The sequence below is a fragment of the Dactylosporangium siamense genome (assembly GCF_016862795.1).
Taxonomy (GTDB): domain Bacteria; phylum Actinomycetota; class Actinomycetes; order Mycobacteriales; family Micromonosporaceae; genus Dactylosporangium; species Dactylosporangium siamense.
On sequence record NZ_BONQ01000117.1, the window covers coordinates 20,648 to 35,516 of the forward strand.

Annotated in this window: 10 protein-coding genes and 1 pseudogene; 2 read left to right on the forward strand and 9 right to left on the reverse strand. The window is 70.9% G+C overall.

Going from position 1 to position 14,869, the window contains the following annotated elements:
- Positions 1–74 precede the first annotated feature (74 nt).
- Positions 75–776, reverse strand: a complete 702-nt coding sequence (locus tag Dsi01nite_RS36875; protein WP_203851001.1) for a pentapeptide repeat-containing protein — start codon at positions 774–776, stop codon at positions 75–77.
- Positions 777–1,444: 668 nt separating this feature from the next.
- On the opposite strand from Dsi01nite_RS36875, the gene hrpA reads away from it, so the two are divergent.
- Positions 1,445–5,326 carry an ATP-dependent RNA helicase HrpA gene (gene hrpA / locus Dsi01nite_RS36880; protein ID WP_373318916.1) on the forward strand — a complete coding sequence of 1,294 codons (3,882 nt, stop codon included), beginning with the start codon at positions 1,445–1,447 and terminating at the stop codon, positions 5,324–5,326.
- Here hrpA and Dsi01nite_RS36885 read toward each other — a convergent pair.
- From Dsi01nite_RS36885 to Dsi01nite_RS36895, 3 genes are all read right to left on the reverse strand, one after another.
- Complete coding sequence (locus Dsi01nite_RS36885) at positions 5,296–6,834, reverse strand: MFS transporter (protein WP_203851003.1); 1,539 nt, start codon at positions 6,832–6,834, stop codon at positions 5,296–5,298. The two genes, hrpA and Dsi01nite_RS36885, sit on opposite strands and share 31 nt — an antisense overlap.
- Before the next feature lie 388 nt (positions 6,835–7,222).
- Positions 7,223–8,368 carry a hypothetical protein gene (locus Dsi01nite_RS36890; RefSeq protein ID WP_203851004.1) on the reverse strand — a complete coding sequence of 382 codons (1,146 nt, stop codon included), beginning with the start codon at positions 8,366–8,368 and terminating at the stop codon, positions 7,223–7,225.
- A 390-nt stretch (positions 8,369–8,758) separates the two neighbouring features.
- The gene (locus Dsi01nite_RS36895) at positions 8,759–9,301 is read right to left on the reverse strand and encodes a hypothetical protein (protein WP_203851005.1); all 543 of its coding nucleotides are present in this window, start codon (positions 9,299–9,301) and stop codon (positions 8,759–8,761) included.
- Between the two features lie 240 nt (positions 9,302–9,541).
- Here Dsi01nite_RS36895 and Dsi01nite_RS36900 point away from each other — a divergent pair, with 240 nt between their 5' ends.
- Positions 9,542–11,671, forward strand: coding sequence for a hypothetical protein (locus tag Dsi01nite_RS36900; protein ID WP_203851006.1), 2,130 nt, complete (start codon positions 9,542–9,544; stop codon positions 11,669–11,671).
- A gap of 60 nt (positions 11,672–11,731) precedes the next feature.
- On the opposite strand, the gene Dsi01nite_RS36905 is transcribed toward Dsi01nite_RS36900, so the two are convergent.
- The 5 genes and pseudogenes from Dsi01nite_RS36905 to Dsi01nite_RS36925 form a co-directional block, all read right to left on the reverse strand.
- Positions 11,732–12,433 carry a GNAT family N-acetyltransferase gene (locus tag Dsi01nite_RS36905; RefSeq protein ID WP_203851007.1) on the reverse strand — a complete coding sequence of 234 codons (702 nt, stop codon included), beginning with the start codon at positions 12,431–12,433 and terminating at the stop codon, positions 11,732–11,734.
- Between the two features lie 7 nt (positions 12,434–12,440).
- Positions 12,441–12,827 carry a DoxX family protein gene (locus Dsi01nite_RS36910; protein WP_239136436.1) on the reverse strand — a complete coding sequence of 129 codons (387 nt, stop codon included), beginning with the start codon at positions 12,825–12,827 and terminating at the stop codon, positions 12,441–12,443.
- Complete coding sequence (locus Dsi01nite_RS36915) at positions 12,824–13,837, reverse strand: NADP-dependent oxidoreductase (protein ID WP_203851008.1); 1,014 nt, start codon at positions 13,835–13,837, stop codon at positions 12,824–12,826. The genes Dsi01nite_RS36910 and Dsi01nite_RS36915 overlap by 4 nt, the downstream gene beginning before the upstream one ends.
- Positions 13,834–14,250: an organic hydroperoxide resistance protein gene (locus Dsi01nite_RS36920; RefSeq protein ID WP_203851009.1), complete on the reverse strand. Its 417-nt coding sequence runs from the start codon at positions 14,248–14,250 to the stop codon at positions 13,834–13,836. Before Dsi01nite_RS36920 ends, Dsi01nite_RS36915 begins: the two co-directional genes overlap by 4 nt.
- A gap of 130 nt (positions 14,251–14,380) precedes the next feature.
- Positions 14,381–14,800: pseudogene (locus Dsi01nite_RS36925) on the reverse strand (MarR family winged helix-turn-helix transcriptional regulator); the annotation flags it as partial.
- Positions 14,801–14,869: the final 69 nt, after the last annotated feature.

Genomic DNA, 14,869 nt, shown 5'->3' on the forward strand with positions numbered 1-14,869 from the left:
CGCGGGAGGGCGGGCCGGTGTCTGATGCCGGTGTCGGCCGCCGGCGACGCCGGGTCGTGTCGTGTCGTGTCGTGCTACGCCGTGCGGCCGGTGGCGTCGTCCGTGTCGCGGCCGTCTGAGATCTTGATGTGCAACGCGGCGGCGAGCGTGTGCGACAGCGAGATCAGGTCGTTGGTGCTGATGGTGGCGCCGGCGAAACTGGTCACCCCGCCGATGCCGGAGAGGGCGCAGTCGGTCAGCCGGGCACCGTCCATGGTCGCGGCGGAGAACTGCGCGCCGGTCAGATCACAGCGGGCGAAAGTGGCGCCGGTGAGGTCGGACCCGGTGAAATCCGCGCCGGCCAGGTTGCAGTCCTCGAAGTGCACCGCGCTGAACTTGGTCGCGCGAAACACCGACAGGTCGATGCGGCAGTCGCGCAGCGTCACGTCGCGGAGCACCCCGTCGAGCCAGTGCAGACCGGTCAGGCGTGCGTCCTTGATCGCCACCCGGAGCAGCGACGACTGGTCACCGTGCAGGTTGGCGAGGTTCGAGCTCTCGGCCAGGCAGTCGGTCAGCGACACCTTGACGAACGACGTGCCGCTGAGGTCGGTACGGTTGAACCGGCACTGGTTGAACTCGGCACCCTTGACCGTTCGCCCGGTCAGGTCCAGGTCGTAGAAGCCGAGCCCGGTGTAGGCGCCCTCGTCGCGAAGGTCGTCCTCGTCGACAGTCGCCAGCTCCAGCGCTTTCGGTGGCCTGGGCTTCGCGGGTACGGAGGGTCTGCTCGGGGAGGGCATGGTTGTGACGTTAGTGGCAGGAGTGACGATCTGCCGAGAGCTCTCCGGCCTTCGACGGGGGAATTCCACCGTCCAGGAAATCCACGGAGCGGAAAATCACCGGGCAATCGCGGCGACGCGTGCCTATTCTTGCGAGCGTTATGTCTGACGTGCCCCAGCCCACCGACCTGACCGAGCCCCGCAGCGAGGCCGGGGGCGGGTCCCGTACCAGGTCCGGTGGCAATTCCGCCGACCAGCCTTCCGCCGAACCGTCTGCCCATCATGGCCCGGAGCAGGCCGGAGGCGTTCGCGGCACTGCCCGAGAGGCCGGCGACAACGACCCGGCGGCCGATCGGCAGGCAGCCGATCCGGCGAGCGCCACCCCAGCGGCGGTGGCCCCCGCGACGCTGGACACCGCGCCGACAGCACGGTCGGCGTCCGGACCGGTGGATGGCCGGAAGGACGGCCGGAGACAGGACGGCAACCGTCAGGGCAGTAGCAGCCAAGGCAGTAGCAGCCAAGGCAGTAGTGGTCAGGGCAGTACGGGCCAAGGCGGCAGGGACCAGGGCGGCAGAAGTCAGGGCGGCAGAGGCCAGGGCAGGGGTCAGGGTAGAGGCCAGGACGGCAACGGGCAGGCCGGCCGGGGACAGAACCGGCGGACCGGGCGAGGCTCCGGTGCGGATCACGCTGTGTCGCAGGAGCGGGGAGATGTACCTGATCTCGCCGTCCTCCGTGAGCTCCGCTCGCGCCTGGCCGGGCTGATGCCGCAGGACCAGCATCGGCTGCGACGGCGGATCGAAGGGGCGAAGAAGTCCCCGCACGCGCAGGCGGTCGCTGAGGCGATCCGCGCCGACGTGGAGCGCGCCGAGCAGCGGGTCGCCGCCCGCCGCGCCGGGATGCCGCAGATCACGTACCCGGAGCAGTTGCCGGTCAGTCAGCGCAAGGACGACATCCTCGCCGCGATCCGCGATCACCAAGTGGTGATCGTCGCCGGTGAGACAGGGTCGGGAAAGACGACGCAGCTGCCGAAGATCTGTCTTGAGCTGGGCCGTGGGGTGACCGGGCAGATCGGGCACACGCAGCCGCGGCGGATCGCAGCGCGGACGGTGGCAGAGCGCGTCGCTGAGGAACTGGGCACCGAACTCGGCGCGACGGTCGGGTTCAAGGTCCGGTTCTCCGACCAGTCCGGCGACCAGACGATGATCAAGGTGATGACGGACGGCATCCTGCTCGCGGAGATGCAGACGGACCGCCTCCTGCGGCAGTACGACACGCTGATCATCGACGAGGCACACGAACGCAGCCTCAACATCGACTTCATCCTCGGGTACCTCAGGCAGCTGTTACCCAGGCGCCCCGACCTGAAGGTGATCATCACGTCGGCAACCATCGACCCGGAGCGGTTCTCCCGGCACTTCGGTGACGCCCCGATCATCGAGGTTTCCGGCCGGACATACCCGGTCGAGGTCCGGTACCGCCCGATCGAGGCACCCGACGAGGGCGAGGAGGAGCGGGACCAGACCGACGCGATCTGCGACGCCGTCGAGGAGTTGCAAGCCGAAGGCCCCGGTGATGTGCTGGTGTTCCTCAGCGGTGAACGCGAGATCCGGGACACCGCCGACGCGCTGGCGAAACTCGACCTGCGCAACACCGAGATCCTGCCGCTGTTCGCCCGGCTGTCGTTTGCCGAGCAGCACCGGGTGTTCCAGTCGCACACGGGCCGCCGGGTCGTCCTCGCCACGAATGTCGCGGAGACGTCGCTGACCGTCCCCGGCATCAAGTACGTCATCGACCCCGGCACCGCCCGCATCTCCCGGTACAGCCACCGGCTGAAGGTGCAGCGCCTGCCGATCGAGCCGGTGTCGCAGGCGTCGGCGAACCAGCGGAAGGGACGCTGCGGCCGTACCTCCGACGGCGTCTGTATCCGCTTGTACAGCGAGGAGGACTTCGACAGTCGGCCGGAGTTCACCGACCCGGAGATCCTGCGCACCAACCTCGCCTCCGTCATCCTGCAGATGATCTCCCTCGGGCTGGGAGACCTGGCCGCGTTCCCGTTCATCGACCCGCCGGACCGCCGCAACGTCAGCTCGGGCGTGCAACTGCTGGAGGAACTCGGTGCGCTGGAGAGCGGTCAGCGGCTCACCGCCCTCGGCCGGAGGCTGTCGCAGCTGCCGGTCGACCCTCGCCTCGCCCGGATGGTCCTCGAAGCCGAACGCAACGGCTGCGTCCGCGAGGTCATGGTCATCACCGCCGCGCTGTCGATCCAGGACCCGCGGGAGCGTCCCGTCGAGAAGCAGGCACAGGCTCAGCAGCAGCACGCCCGGTTCGCCGACAAGGACTCGGACTTCCTCGGGTACGTGAACCTCTGGAACTACCTGCAGGAGAAGCAGAAGGAACTGTCCAGCAACCAGTTCCGCAAGCTGTGCAAGGCCGAGTTCCTCAACTACCTGCGGGTCCGTGAGTGGCAGGACATCTTCAGCCAGCTGCGGTCGGTACTCAGGAGCATGGACGTGGTTCCGAACGAGGAACCTGCCGCGCCGTACAACATCCACGTTTCGCTGCTCGCCGGGCTGCTGTCGCACATCGGGTTGAAGGACGCCGAGAAGAGCGAGTACCTCGGTGCGCGCGGCGCGAAGTTCGCGGTGTTCCCTGGTTCGGCGTTGTTCCGGAAGACGCCCCGTTGGGTGATGGCGGCCGAACTCGTCGAGACGACCCGGCTGTGGGCCCGCGTCGCCGCTCGGATCGAACCGGAGTGGATCGAGCCGCTCGCTCAACATCTCGTCAAACGCAACTACAGCGAGCCGCATTGGGAGAAGAAAGCCGCGGCCGTGATGGCGATGGAGAAGGTCACGCTGTACGGCGTGCCGATCGTCAGCTCCCGGAAGGTCAACTACGGCCGCATCGACCCGGCATTGTCGCGGGAGCTGTTCATCCGCCATGCGCTGGTCGAGGGTGACTGGGAGACGCACCACGCGTTCTTCGCCGAGAACCGCCGCCTGCTCGATGAGGTCGAGGAGCTCGAGCACCGGGCCCGCCGCCGCGACATCCTCGTCGACGACGAGACCCTGTTCGAGTTCTACGACAAGCGGATCGCCGAGGAGGTCGTCTCCGGCCGGCATTTCGACAGCTGGTGGAAGCAGACCCGCCGCGACCAGCCCGAGCTGCTCACGTTCGATCCGGCGATGCTGGTCAACGACCAGGCGGGCGGCGTCGCGAAGGACCAGTACCCCGATGCGTGGGAGCAGGACGGGCAGCGGTTCGCGTTGACGTACCAGTTCGAGCCGGGCGCCGACGCCGACGGGGTCACCGTCCACATCGGGCTGCCGCTCCTCGGCCGGCTCCGGGACGCCGACTTCAGCTGGCAGGTGCCCGGCCTGCGCGAGGAACTCGTCACGACCCTCATCAAGTCACTGCCGAAGGCCCTGCGGCGCAACTTCGTCCCGGCGCCCGACACGGCCCGCGACGCGCTCATCGGCATGCCGGTCCGGGACGGGCACCTTCTTGACGCGTTGGAGCGGGAGCTGCGCCGGCTGACGGGCGTGGCGGTGCCCCGCGACGCTTGGGACCTGACGCGGGTGCCGGAGCACCTGAAGATGTCGTTCCGGATCGTCGACGACGGTGGTGCGGTCCTCGCCGAGAGCAAGAGCCTCACCGACCTGCGGGACCGGCTGGCGCCGAAGGTGCAGGCGACGGTCGCGGAGGCGGCGACCGACGTGACCCGGACCGGGAGCACCACCTGGGACTTCGGCACGTTGCCGCGCAGCCTGTCACGGACCGTCGCCGGGCACACCCTCACCGTTTACCCGGCGATCGTCGACGAGGGCACATCGGTAGCGGTCAAGGCGTTCGACCTGCCCGCCCGGCAGCGGCACGAGATGTGGGCCGGCACCCGCCGGTTGTTGCTGCTGACGTTGCCGCCCGCGGCGAAGTTCGTCCAGGGTCGCCTGTCGAACGAGGCGAAGCTCGCCCTGAGCCGCAACCCGCACCGTAACGCCGTCGACCTGCTCGACGACTGTGCCTCGTGCGCCGTCGACCAGCTCATGACCGACGCCGGTGGGCCGGTGTGGGACGGCGAGGCGTTCGCCAAGCTCCGCGACAAGGTCCGCGCCGACCTGGTCGACCTGACCCTCGACGTGGTCGGCAACGCCCAACGGATCCTTGCCGCCTCGTACGACGTTGAGCAGCGCCTGGCCCGGACGAAGAACCCGCTGCTGCTGCCCGCGCTCACAGACATGCGTGGGCAGCTGGGGCGGCTGGTGTACCGGGGGTTCGTGACGGACACCGGTTGGCAGCGTCTGCCGGATCTCGAACGGTATCTGCGTGGCATCGAACGGCGCCTGGAGAAGGTGCCGACGGACACCGGCCGGGACCGGGAGCGGATGCTGACCGTGCAGGAGGTACAGCGGGAGTACGACCAGCTGGTGGCCAGCATGACAATGAGCCCTCAGCTGCGGGAGATCCGCTGGATGATCGAGGAGCTGCGGGTGGGGCTGTTCGCGCAGGCGCTCGGCACCGCGTACCCGATCTCCGATGTCCGCATCTACCGGGCGATGGACGCGCTGCCGGACTGATCGCCGTCCCGGCTGCCGGGAGCGCCCCCGACCGCAGGTGTGGATGTGGCCGCGGCTGTGGACGTGGCCGCGGGCGGTGACATGGCCGCGGGCGGTGACGCGGCCGCAGGCGGTGACGCGGACTCGGGTGTGGACGTGGGTGTGGGTGTGGTGCTGGGGGTTTGCCGGACGGCCGGTGCCAGCGCCATTACTCCTGCGGCCAGCGCCGCCAGTGTCAGCAGCGCCTGACCCATCCCGATCACGTCGGCGAGCGCGCCGATGAGTGGCGGTCCGATCAGGATCGACCCGTACCCGATGCTGGTCACCAACGCGATCGCCTCCGCCGGCCGGTCGGTCTCGCCGGCGGCGCTCACGGCGGCGGGGAACACCAGGCACACCCCGGCGCCCCACAACAGCGCCCCGGCGAACGTCACCGGCGTCCACGGCGACAGCACGGTGATGAGCACTCCGGCGATGCCGAGGACACCGCCGGCTCGTACCGCTCCGGCCCGGCCGAGCCAGGCGACGGCCGGCGTGCCCGCGAACCGGACAACGGTCATGGCGGTCGCGAAGGTGGTGTAGCCGAGCGCGGCTGACGCCTCGGACAGTCCCCGGCCGGCGTGGAGGTACAACGCCAACCAGTCGTCGGCCGCCCCCTCGATGATCGTCGCGCAGAGCGTGAGGAGGCCGATGAGGAGCAGCGCCCGGTTGCCGGTCAGCCGTTCCCGCCAGCCGCGCCGCGCCGCACCTGACGCAACCACGGCGGACGTTGGTCCAGCCGGCGTTGGTCCAGCCGGCGTTGATCCGGCGTGCCGCGGGTCGTCCCGGACGGGCGGCTCGGCTGTCAGCGGCTGACGCTGCCGGGGCGCCGACTGTGGGTCCTGCTCGCGGCCCTCCGGCGTGCGACCTGCCATGGGTGGGTCGGTCAACGCGACCGTCGACCCGGTGCTGGCTGGGCCCCGCTCGTCGATGTACCAGAGCAGGCCCACGATCGTCGCCCCGGTGACGCACCACGCGGCCACGGTGAAGTGCAGGCCGATCGCGACGTCGCCGCGGGCAGCCAGCGCGCCGGCCGCCGCGCCGATGATCGAGCCGAGGCTCCAGCACGCGTGGTACCGGGGCATCCACTCCCGTCCCGCCCGTTGGTCGACGGCGCTGCCCTGGACGTTCATCGCCACGTCCCACGATCCGTAGACCATGCCGAGCGCGAACAGCGCGGCCGACAACTGGACGACGTCGGTGGCCAGACCCACGCAGGTCAGTGCCGCCGCGGTGACCACGGACGTGAACGCGACCCACGCCCGGCTGCCGACCCGCCGGCACACGTGACCGGTCAGCGGCATCGACAGCAGCGACCCGACGCCGAGCGCGAGCAGGGCCCGTCCGAGCTCACCCGGGCTGAGGTCGTGCCGGGCGACGATTGCCGGTACCCGCGACACCCATGTGCCGAGCAGTGCACCGCTACCGGTGAAGACGAGCGCGGTGCCGAGCGCGGCCCGTCGCATCGAGGTGGACCGCTCGCTGGGCATCACTCCATCGTGCCTGTCGCGGTCCGATCCGACCATCCGACGCCGCTACCGCTACCGATGCCGACGACGCCTGTGCCCGTGCGGGTACCTGTGCCGAGGCTGGCTACGCGGAGCCTCGCTGTGCCGAGCCAGTCCCGCAGGTCGGTCAGGTTGATCGGGATCGGGTCCTCCCGGCCCTGGCTGTCGACCGCCGATGCCAGCGGTTCCGGAGCGGCGCTGGCACGATGCGAGGTCGCGGCACGCCGCATTGGCAGCCGTTCTGGTGGACTTGTGGACGATCCCGGACATGGACCCGACGGGCATTCGGATCGCCGCATGGCCGGACAGCCGCCCGCGGACAGCCGGCTGGCTGCGCGTGCGTTGCCCGTGCGGGACGGGCGGCGTCACATCACAGGTCGTCGGGCCTGCGCATGATGATGGTCTGGTCGTTCGCGCCGGGCGCGGGGGCCGGCGGGCCGCCGGCCGGCGGGAAGCCAGCCGCTGGGGGACCGGCGGGCGGGGCGGCGGGTGGGCCGCCGTAGACGTTCGGCCCTCCGGGTGCGCCCTGGCCTGGCGGGAAGCCCTGCCCGTAGCCCTGACCGCCCTGGAAGGCGGCGCCCGCGGGTGCGGCCGGCGACCCGTACACGCCGGGGGTGATCACCGAGGTGGCCTGGTCGTGTCCGGCCGCGGGCAGGTTGAACACGCCCGTGTCCGGTTCGAGGCGGTCCTTCCGGCGGAAATAGAAGAGGCTGCCGACGAGTCCGAGCGCCGCGACGATGGCGACCACGCCGATCCAGAACCCGAACGAAAGGCCGCCGCTGTCCTTGCTGACGGTGGTCTTCGGGTCGTCGCGGGGGATGGCGCCGTTGCCGGCCTCCGGCGGGGCGATGATCTCGTCGGAGGTGGCGGCGGGGTCGGCGGAGGCGCTGCGTGATGCGCGGGTGGACTTCGACGCGCTCGGCGTGGCGCTCGCACCCGTGACCCGGATCTTGAACTGGGCGGCGTTGTTACCGGGCTTCGAGTCGTTGACCTTCTGGGTGGTGATTCTGGCGTCGACACCGCCGTTGCCTTCCCCAGCGGTGCGCAGGACGACCTGGATCGAGCCTTTGAAGGACTGTTTGGCGTCCAGCGCCTTCGTACAGGTCGCCGCGGTGCGGTTGCCGCCGACGACAGTGCAGTCCCCGGCGGACTCGATCTGCGTGTTCCCCGGCACCCGGATCGTGATGCCGACCGCCACCTTGATGTCCCCGCGGTTGGACACCTCGAAGCCGACGGCGGTCTTCGCGCCGGCCTTGCCCTGGATGTTGCCGTTGTCGACCGTTGTCTCGATGTCGGTCGCGGGGGTCGTCGCGGCATGCGCGGGCTGGGCGATGACGAGTGCGCCGAACCCGCCGGAGGCGAGGGCTGCGGCGATCCCGGCCGCCGCGAGCCTGCACGAGATGCTGAGGGAAACGCGGCGGGTGTCGCCGCGGGAGACACGGCCGGAGATGCTGCTGGCGGTGCTGCTGGCGGTGCGGTCAGATGTGCGACCTGTGGTGCGATCTGCAGAGGTCACGGCGAGGACACTCGAGACGAATCCCGAGAGTCGCCCCGCCGAGCGTGCCGCCCAGCGTTCTGTGCCGCGTGTCGTCGTGCTCATGTCACCCCCAACCGGCCTTCGGCGGACACTAGCAGGATCCGTCAACGGTCGTGCCGGACGCCGGTCCCCTCGACCTTGACCCCGGCCCCGGCCCGCGGTCCGCGCTGCACGACCGGTCCGGTGCCGGATAATCGATGGACCGGTCGGAGCAGGTGCAACAGCCGTCTGGGGCGAGCGGGTCCGGACGGACGTACGGTCTGGTGCCTTCCGATCGTGGCTTGCGTCACGCCTGCTTCGTTCAAGGCGGTAGTAGCGGGCGAAGCCACGCCCGGTGAAAGTTCGGCGCGGTCGGCCGAGCGGGAACCATCAGACCGCGGGTGGTGCGGTGACGCTTGCCAGTGCCATCAGGAGCAGGATCGCCACGAACCCGACGTACACCAGTCGGCGGCGGCGGAGCGTCTCGTACGCGTGCCACCAGGCGATCGCCGCCTCGCATGCCGGACCGGCGACGAACACGCTGCTCCTGCGCCGGGGCACGAGCATCGGGGCGAGCCGGACCGCGGTGCTGACGTACACGCGGCGCGGTGGTGGGGGCTCGTCCGGGTACCACGGCGTCACCTGGATCTGCAGGTCGTCGTCGCCGAATCCGTCCTCGGCGAGGTAGAACCGTTCCGAGCGGCGGGCGAAGACCCGGCCGAGGAAGTCGTCGGCGGCGTCCTGGTGTCCGAGCCTGGTGCGCTGCAGCTCCAGCCAGTTCCACCGGGTGGCGACGTCGGTGAGGACGTCGACGTACAGGCAGTCCGCGTCCTCCTCGCCCCCGACGACGCGCACGGAGTCCCGGCGCAACGGCTCCAGGTGCCGGGAGACGAATGCGACGTACTCGGCGGGCGGCTCGGACGTCATCCGCATCACACCATCGTCGCGGCCCGCACCGTGAAGCGCCACCCTCACCGCGCCCACCCTCACAGCGCCGGTCTACACAGCACCGTCTTCACAGCGCCGGCCTCACCGCGCCGGTCTCGCAGCGGGTGCTGCCACAGCGGTGCTGACGTGACGAGCGCCGTTCGTGGGTGCGGCCGGCGTCGCCGGTACCAGCGGCAACCGGTCATCCAAGGTCAACTGTTGCGTCCGGATGCGATGATCGGCCCCGTGGGCTCCGCGTTACCCGTCGGCCGGGAGGTCCTCATCCCCCGGCAGCTGTCGGTCGCCATCGACGAGGGTGGCATCCGCACGGCTTCCGGCATGCTGCCCGCACTGCTGTACACCACCGAAGGCCTCGAACGACACGGTCAGCGGGAGATGGTCTTCGCCGTGATCCGCACCGGTGCGCCGGCCCCCGGATACCCGCTCACCATGGCCCGCACCGTCCACCAGCTCGCCGCCGAGGGGCGTCTCGTGGAGGCGGGCGACGTCAGCGTCTTCGGCCAGCCCGGCATCGACATCGACGGCCGGGTGACCGGGTTCGTGTACGCCGCCGCCCCCGAGGACATCCCGTCGACGGTCCGGTTCGAGCGGCCCCCGCTCGTGGCGCTGCCGCTGCTCGCCGGTGAGACCGCGGTCGTGCAGCGGTTCGGACACGCGCGGGTGCTGTCACTGCTCGGCGCGCAGGAGCGGTACTACCCCCACCCATGGTGGTTCCGTCCCGGTCGGGCCCCGGTCGTCGACGACGCCGAGTTCCGGGCCGCGACGATGCTGTCGAAGGCACCCGCGTACAACCTGCCGTTCCTGCGGGTCGTCCACATCGGCGACCGTCTCGAGCTGACGATCACCGCGGGCGACGCCACGTCGTACATCGGCGGCGCCGACGAGGAACTGGAGGCGTTCGAGGAGGCCCTGCGCGAGGCCGACGACGTGTGCGCGTTCCTGCCGGGTCTGGCCGACGTCCCGCAGACGTACGTGTGGGCGCCCGGCCAGCAGGGTCCCGCCGCGATCGTCGCCCCCGGCGGTGAACGCTCCACCCGGATCGGCTGCAACTTCCTGCTCCTGGTCCGCGGCACCGCCGAGCCGACCGCCCGCCAGGTCGAGGACGGGTTCGCGGTCCTGCTCACGGGAGCGATGTACGCCCGTCTCCGCCAGGCGGTCGAGGCCGGCCGCCCGATCGAGATCGGCCTGCCCGCCGGCGCGGTCAGCACCCTCGCGCTCCGACTGGACCCGCGGCCCGGCCCGGCGACGCGACCGCTGCAGGCGGTACGCCAAGGCCCCGGCGCCCGGTCCGAGCCCACACCGACCAACGGCCACGCCGACGGCTCCGGCGACGCCGACGGCCATCGCGACGACCTTCGGCGTGACGGCCATCGCGACGGTCACCCCGAAGGCCATCTCGACGGCCACGGTGGCCTGCCCGCCGGGGGAGTGCGATCCGTGGAAGGCGGCCGGCGCGCGCCTGGCAGTGGGGATGGGGGCGGCGGGGATAGGAACAGTGGGGATAGGAACAGCGGGGATACGGCGGGCATCGGTGCCATGGCCGACGGCCGGAGCCCATCCGGCGCCGCGAGTCGCTCCAGCGACACCGAGCGGATTCCGGCCGCACGCCGTCCCGAGGACGCGAACCAGAACGGCGGCCTGGTCGGCGATGAGGGGCGCACGCCTGACCCCAACAGCACCCCGGACGCGGGCCGGTCTGTGGAGCCGGGCGGATCGGCGGATGCGGGCCTGCCGGTGGACCCGGATCAGTCCACTCGCATCGGGCGTTCCGGAGCTGCGGTCCATCCCCCCGGTCCGGGGTCCCTCCGCGACGGCACCCGGTCCGCACATCCCGGCGGCACTCACCCCGCCTCCGGCTCCGCATATCCAGGCGGCACCCACCCCGATGCCGGATCCGGGCATTCCGGTGCGGCCTCCGTACGACCGTCCACCGAGCGGTACCGCACCGGCGAGCTCACCATCTACCACCCCCCGCAGGCCGACGACACCGATCGGTCGAGCCGTGGTGCCGACGGCAGGGCCCTGCGGCACGTCGATCGCGGCCGGATCGTCCTGCTCACCTCGGAGGAGCAGCTCCGCCGGGCCACGACCGCGGCCGAACTCGGCGACTTCATCGACCGGACCAGGGGCATCGTCGACCGGGCGTTCACCGGGGTACGGCACGGCACCGAGGAACTCATGGTCGAGTTCCACCTCGGCCCGTCCCGCCCCGTCGCGGTGCGGATCATGGCGCGGCCCGAGGCTCCACCCCGTGAGCTGCAGGTCGTGCTGGAGCGGCAGCTGCTCGCCCTGCGACCGCCGACAATCCGCTACACCGAAGTGGCGTTCCAGCTGCATCTGCAGCTGTACCGCTGACGCCCGCGCGCCGTGGCACAGGACGTGGCAGCCGTGGCATAGGAATGGTCTAGGAGTGGTCTAGGAAGAGACCGGGGCGGCGGGACGGCGCAGCCGGTACAGCACGTGCTCGACCAGCGGATGGTTCGGCTCCAGGTTGGGATGCCGGAAGTCGTCGGCTGGGTCGCGGGTCATGCCGATGCGCCGCATCACCGCCTGCGACGGTTCGTTGGTCCGCGTGGTCATGGACACGATCTCGTCCATCCCCGCGCCCCATGTCTCGTCTGGGGCGGCCGCGGTACCTGCGGCGGCACCGGCCAGGGTGTCGGTGGCGGGGGTGTCGGTGCTGGGGGTAAAGGTGCTGGAGGTATCGGTGCTGGGGGTACCGGTGATAGCTGTACCGGCAGCGGCGGGGCGGAACGCGAAGTCCCGCGCCGCCACCGCCGCCTCCGACGCGTATCCGCGCCCCCACGCGTGCCGGGCCAGCCGCCACCCGATCTCCAGCGCCGGTGTGAAATGCGCCGGGAACCGCTGCCAGGCCAGCCCCACGAACCCGATGAAGCCGCTGACCCCGGCATCGGCCTGGACGACGTCGACCGCCCACAGCCCGTACCCGTGTTCGTCGAACGACGCCTCGATCCGCTCGACCATCATGTCGCTCTCGGCCCTGGTCAGCGGGCGCGGGAAGAACCGCATGACCTCAGGATCCGCGTTGAGTGCCGCGAACGGCGCCCGGTCCGCGTCCCGCCACCGCCGCAGCACCAACCGTGAAGTTCGCAGCATCCAGCCATTAAACCCGCGGTGAGCCCGCCCGGGCGACTCGCAGCCCCCACAGGACCAACGGCAGCTGCAGGGGAAGCCGCCCGTAGGCGATCGCCCGGCGGGCCGGTGGCGCGTGCCGCCAGTCGATCGCCATCTTCACGTTGGCGGGGAACACGGCCGCGAAGAACCCGGCCGACGCGAGCCCTGCCGCCCGGCGGGTACGCGGGTGGACCAGCCCCGCCGCGAGCGCCAGTTCCACGACCCCGCTCACGTACGTGTAGGTCCGCGGCGATCCGGGCAGGGCGCGGGGCACGATCCGGTCGTACGGCTTCGGATTGACCAGATGCGTCACCCCGGCCGCTGCCAGCACGCCCGCCAACGCGAACGCGGATCGGCGCCCACCCGCAGGGCTCACGAGAGGCGGACGATCATCTTGCCGAGGTTCTCCCCGCGGAGCATGCCGAGGAAGCCGTCGACGGCGTGGTCGATCCCGTCCACGAACGTCTCGGCGACCTGCACCCGCCCCTCCCGCAGCCAGCCGGCCATCTCCTCGACGAACTCCTGCCGCCGGCCCCAGTGGTCCAGGACCAGGAACCCCTGCAACGTGATGCGCTTGCTGATGAGCAGCGTCAGGTTCCGGATCCCGGTCGCGTCGGGTTTGTTGTACTGCGAGATCGCGCCGCAGACGGCGACCCGCCCGTGCAGGTTCATCCGGAACAGCGCCGCTTCCAGCTGTTCGCCGCCGACGTTGTCGAAGAAGACGTCGATGCCGTCCGGGGTCAGCTGCTTCAGCTGGGTCCGGATCGAGCCGTCCTTGTAGTTGAACGCCGCGTCGAAGCCGAGCTCGTCGACAAGGTAGCGCACCTTCTCCGCGGAGCCGGCGGACCCGATCACGAGCCGCGCGCCGCGCAGCCGGGCGATCTGACCGGCGAGGGTCCCGACCGCCCCGGCGGCGCCGGAGATGAACACGTTCTCGTCGGGGCGCATCTTCGCGACGTCGAGGAGCCCGGCGTACGCGGTGAGGCCCGGCATCCCGAGCACGCCGAGATACGCCGACGCGGGCGCGATCGTGGTGTCCACGACGCGGGTGTGTTTCGCGTCGAGGAGCGCGTACTCGCGCCAGCCGAGCCCGTGCAGGACGCTGTCACCGACGGCGACATCGGGGCTGCCGGACGCGACGACGGTGCCGACCGCGCCGCCTTCGAGGGCCTCGTCGACCTGGAACGGCGCCACGTAGGACGGCACGTCGTTCATCCGCCCGCGCATCGCCGGGTCGACCGACATCACGTCGTTGCGGACGAGGACCTGCCCGGGACCCGGCGCCGGCAGTTCCTCCGTCACCAGCCGGAAGTGCTCCGACGTGGGGAACCCGTCCGGCCGGGCGGCGAGGTGCCAGACCTTGCTGGCGGTGCTGTCGCCGGTCATGCCAGCTCCAGCTTGACGTCGATGTTGCCGCGGGTGGCGTTCGAGTACGGGCAGACCTGGTGTGCCGCGTCGACGAGCTGGCGCGCGACGGCCGGGTCGACGCCGGGCAGGGTGACCGTCAGCGTGACGTCGAGGCCGAACCCTCCGCTGCCGTTGGGACCGATCCCGACCCGGGCGTTGACCTCGCTGCCGTCGACGGACGCCTTGGCGCGGCGGGCGACGAGCCGGAGCGCGCTGTGGAAGCAGGCGGCGTAGCCGGCCGCGAACAGCTGCTCGGGGTTGGTCGCCCCGCCGGCACCACCCATCTCCTTCGGCACGGCGACGTCGACGTCGATGATGCCGTCGGTGCTGGTGACGTGGCCGTCGCGACCGTCGCCGGTGGCGGTGACGTCAGCGGTGTACAGGACTGCCATCAGGAGCATCTCCTTGCAGGTCGGTGAGTGGTGCGTTGGTGAGCGCGGTGCTGGTGAGCGCCGTGTTGGTGAACGCCGTGTCGGTGAGCGCTGCGTCGGTAACTGCAGCGTCGGTGGCTGCGATGTCGGTGAGGGTCGCCGTGAGGCGCACCAGGGTTTCGCGCAGGGCGTCGAGCTCGCCGATCCCGAGCCCGCCGTCGCAGACGAGCCTGGCGGGGACGGCGCGGGCCCGCTCGCGCAGCGCGGCGCCGGTCCCGGTGAGCTGGACGGTGACGGACCGCTCGTCGTCGGCGCGGCGGGCGCGCGTGACGAGGCCGGCCGCCTCGAGGCGCTTCAGGAGCGGGGACAGGGTGCTGGAGTCCAGCCGCAGTGCGGTGCCGAGCTCCTTGACGGTCCGTGCGTCCTGCTCCCAGAGCACGAGTAGCACCAGGTACTGCGGGTATGTGATGCCCAGTTCGTCGAGCAGCGGACGGTATCGCGCGGTGACGGCCCGCGAAGCCGTGTACAGCGCGAAGCAGACCTGCTGGTCGAGCGCCAGGACATCCCTCACTCTCAGAACATAGCACACGATTAAGTCGTGCACGACCTAACGCTCGATCAAACCCGAAGGCATTGACAC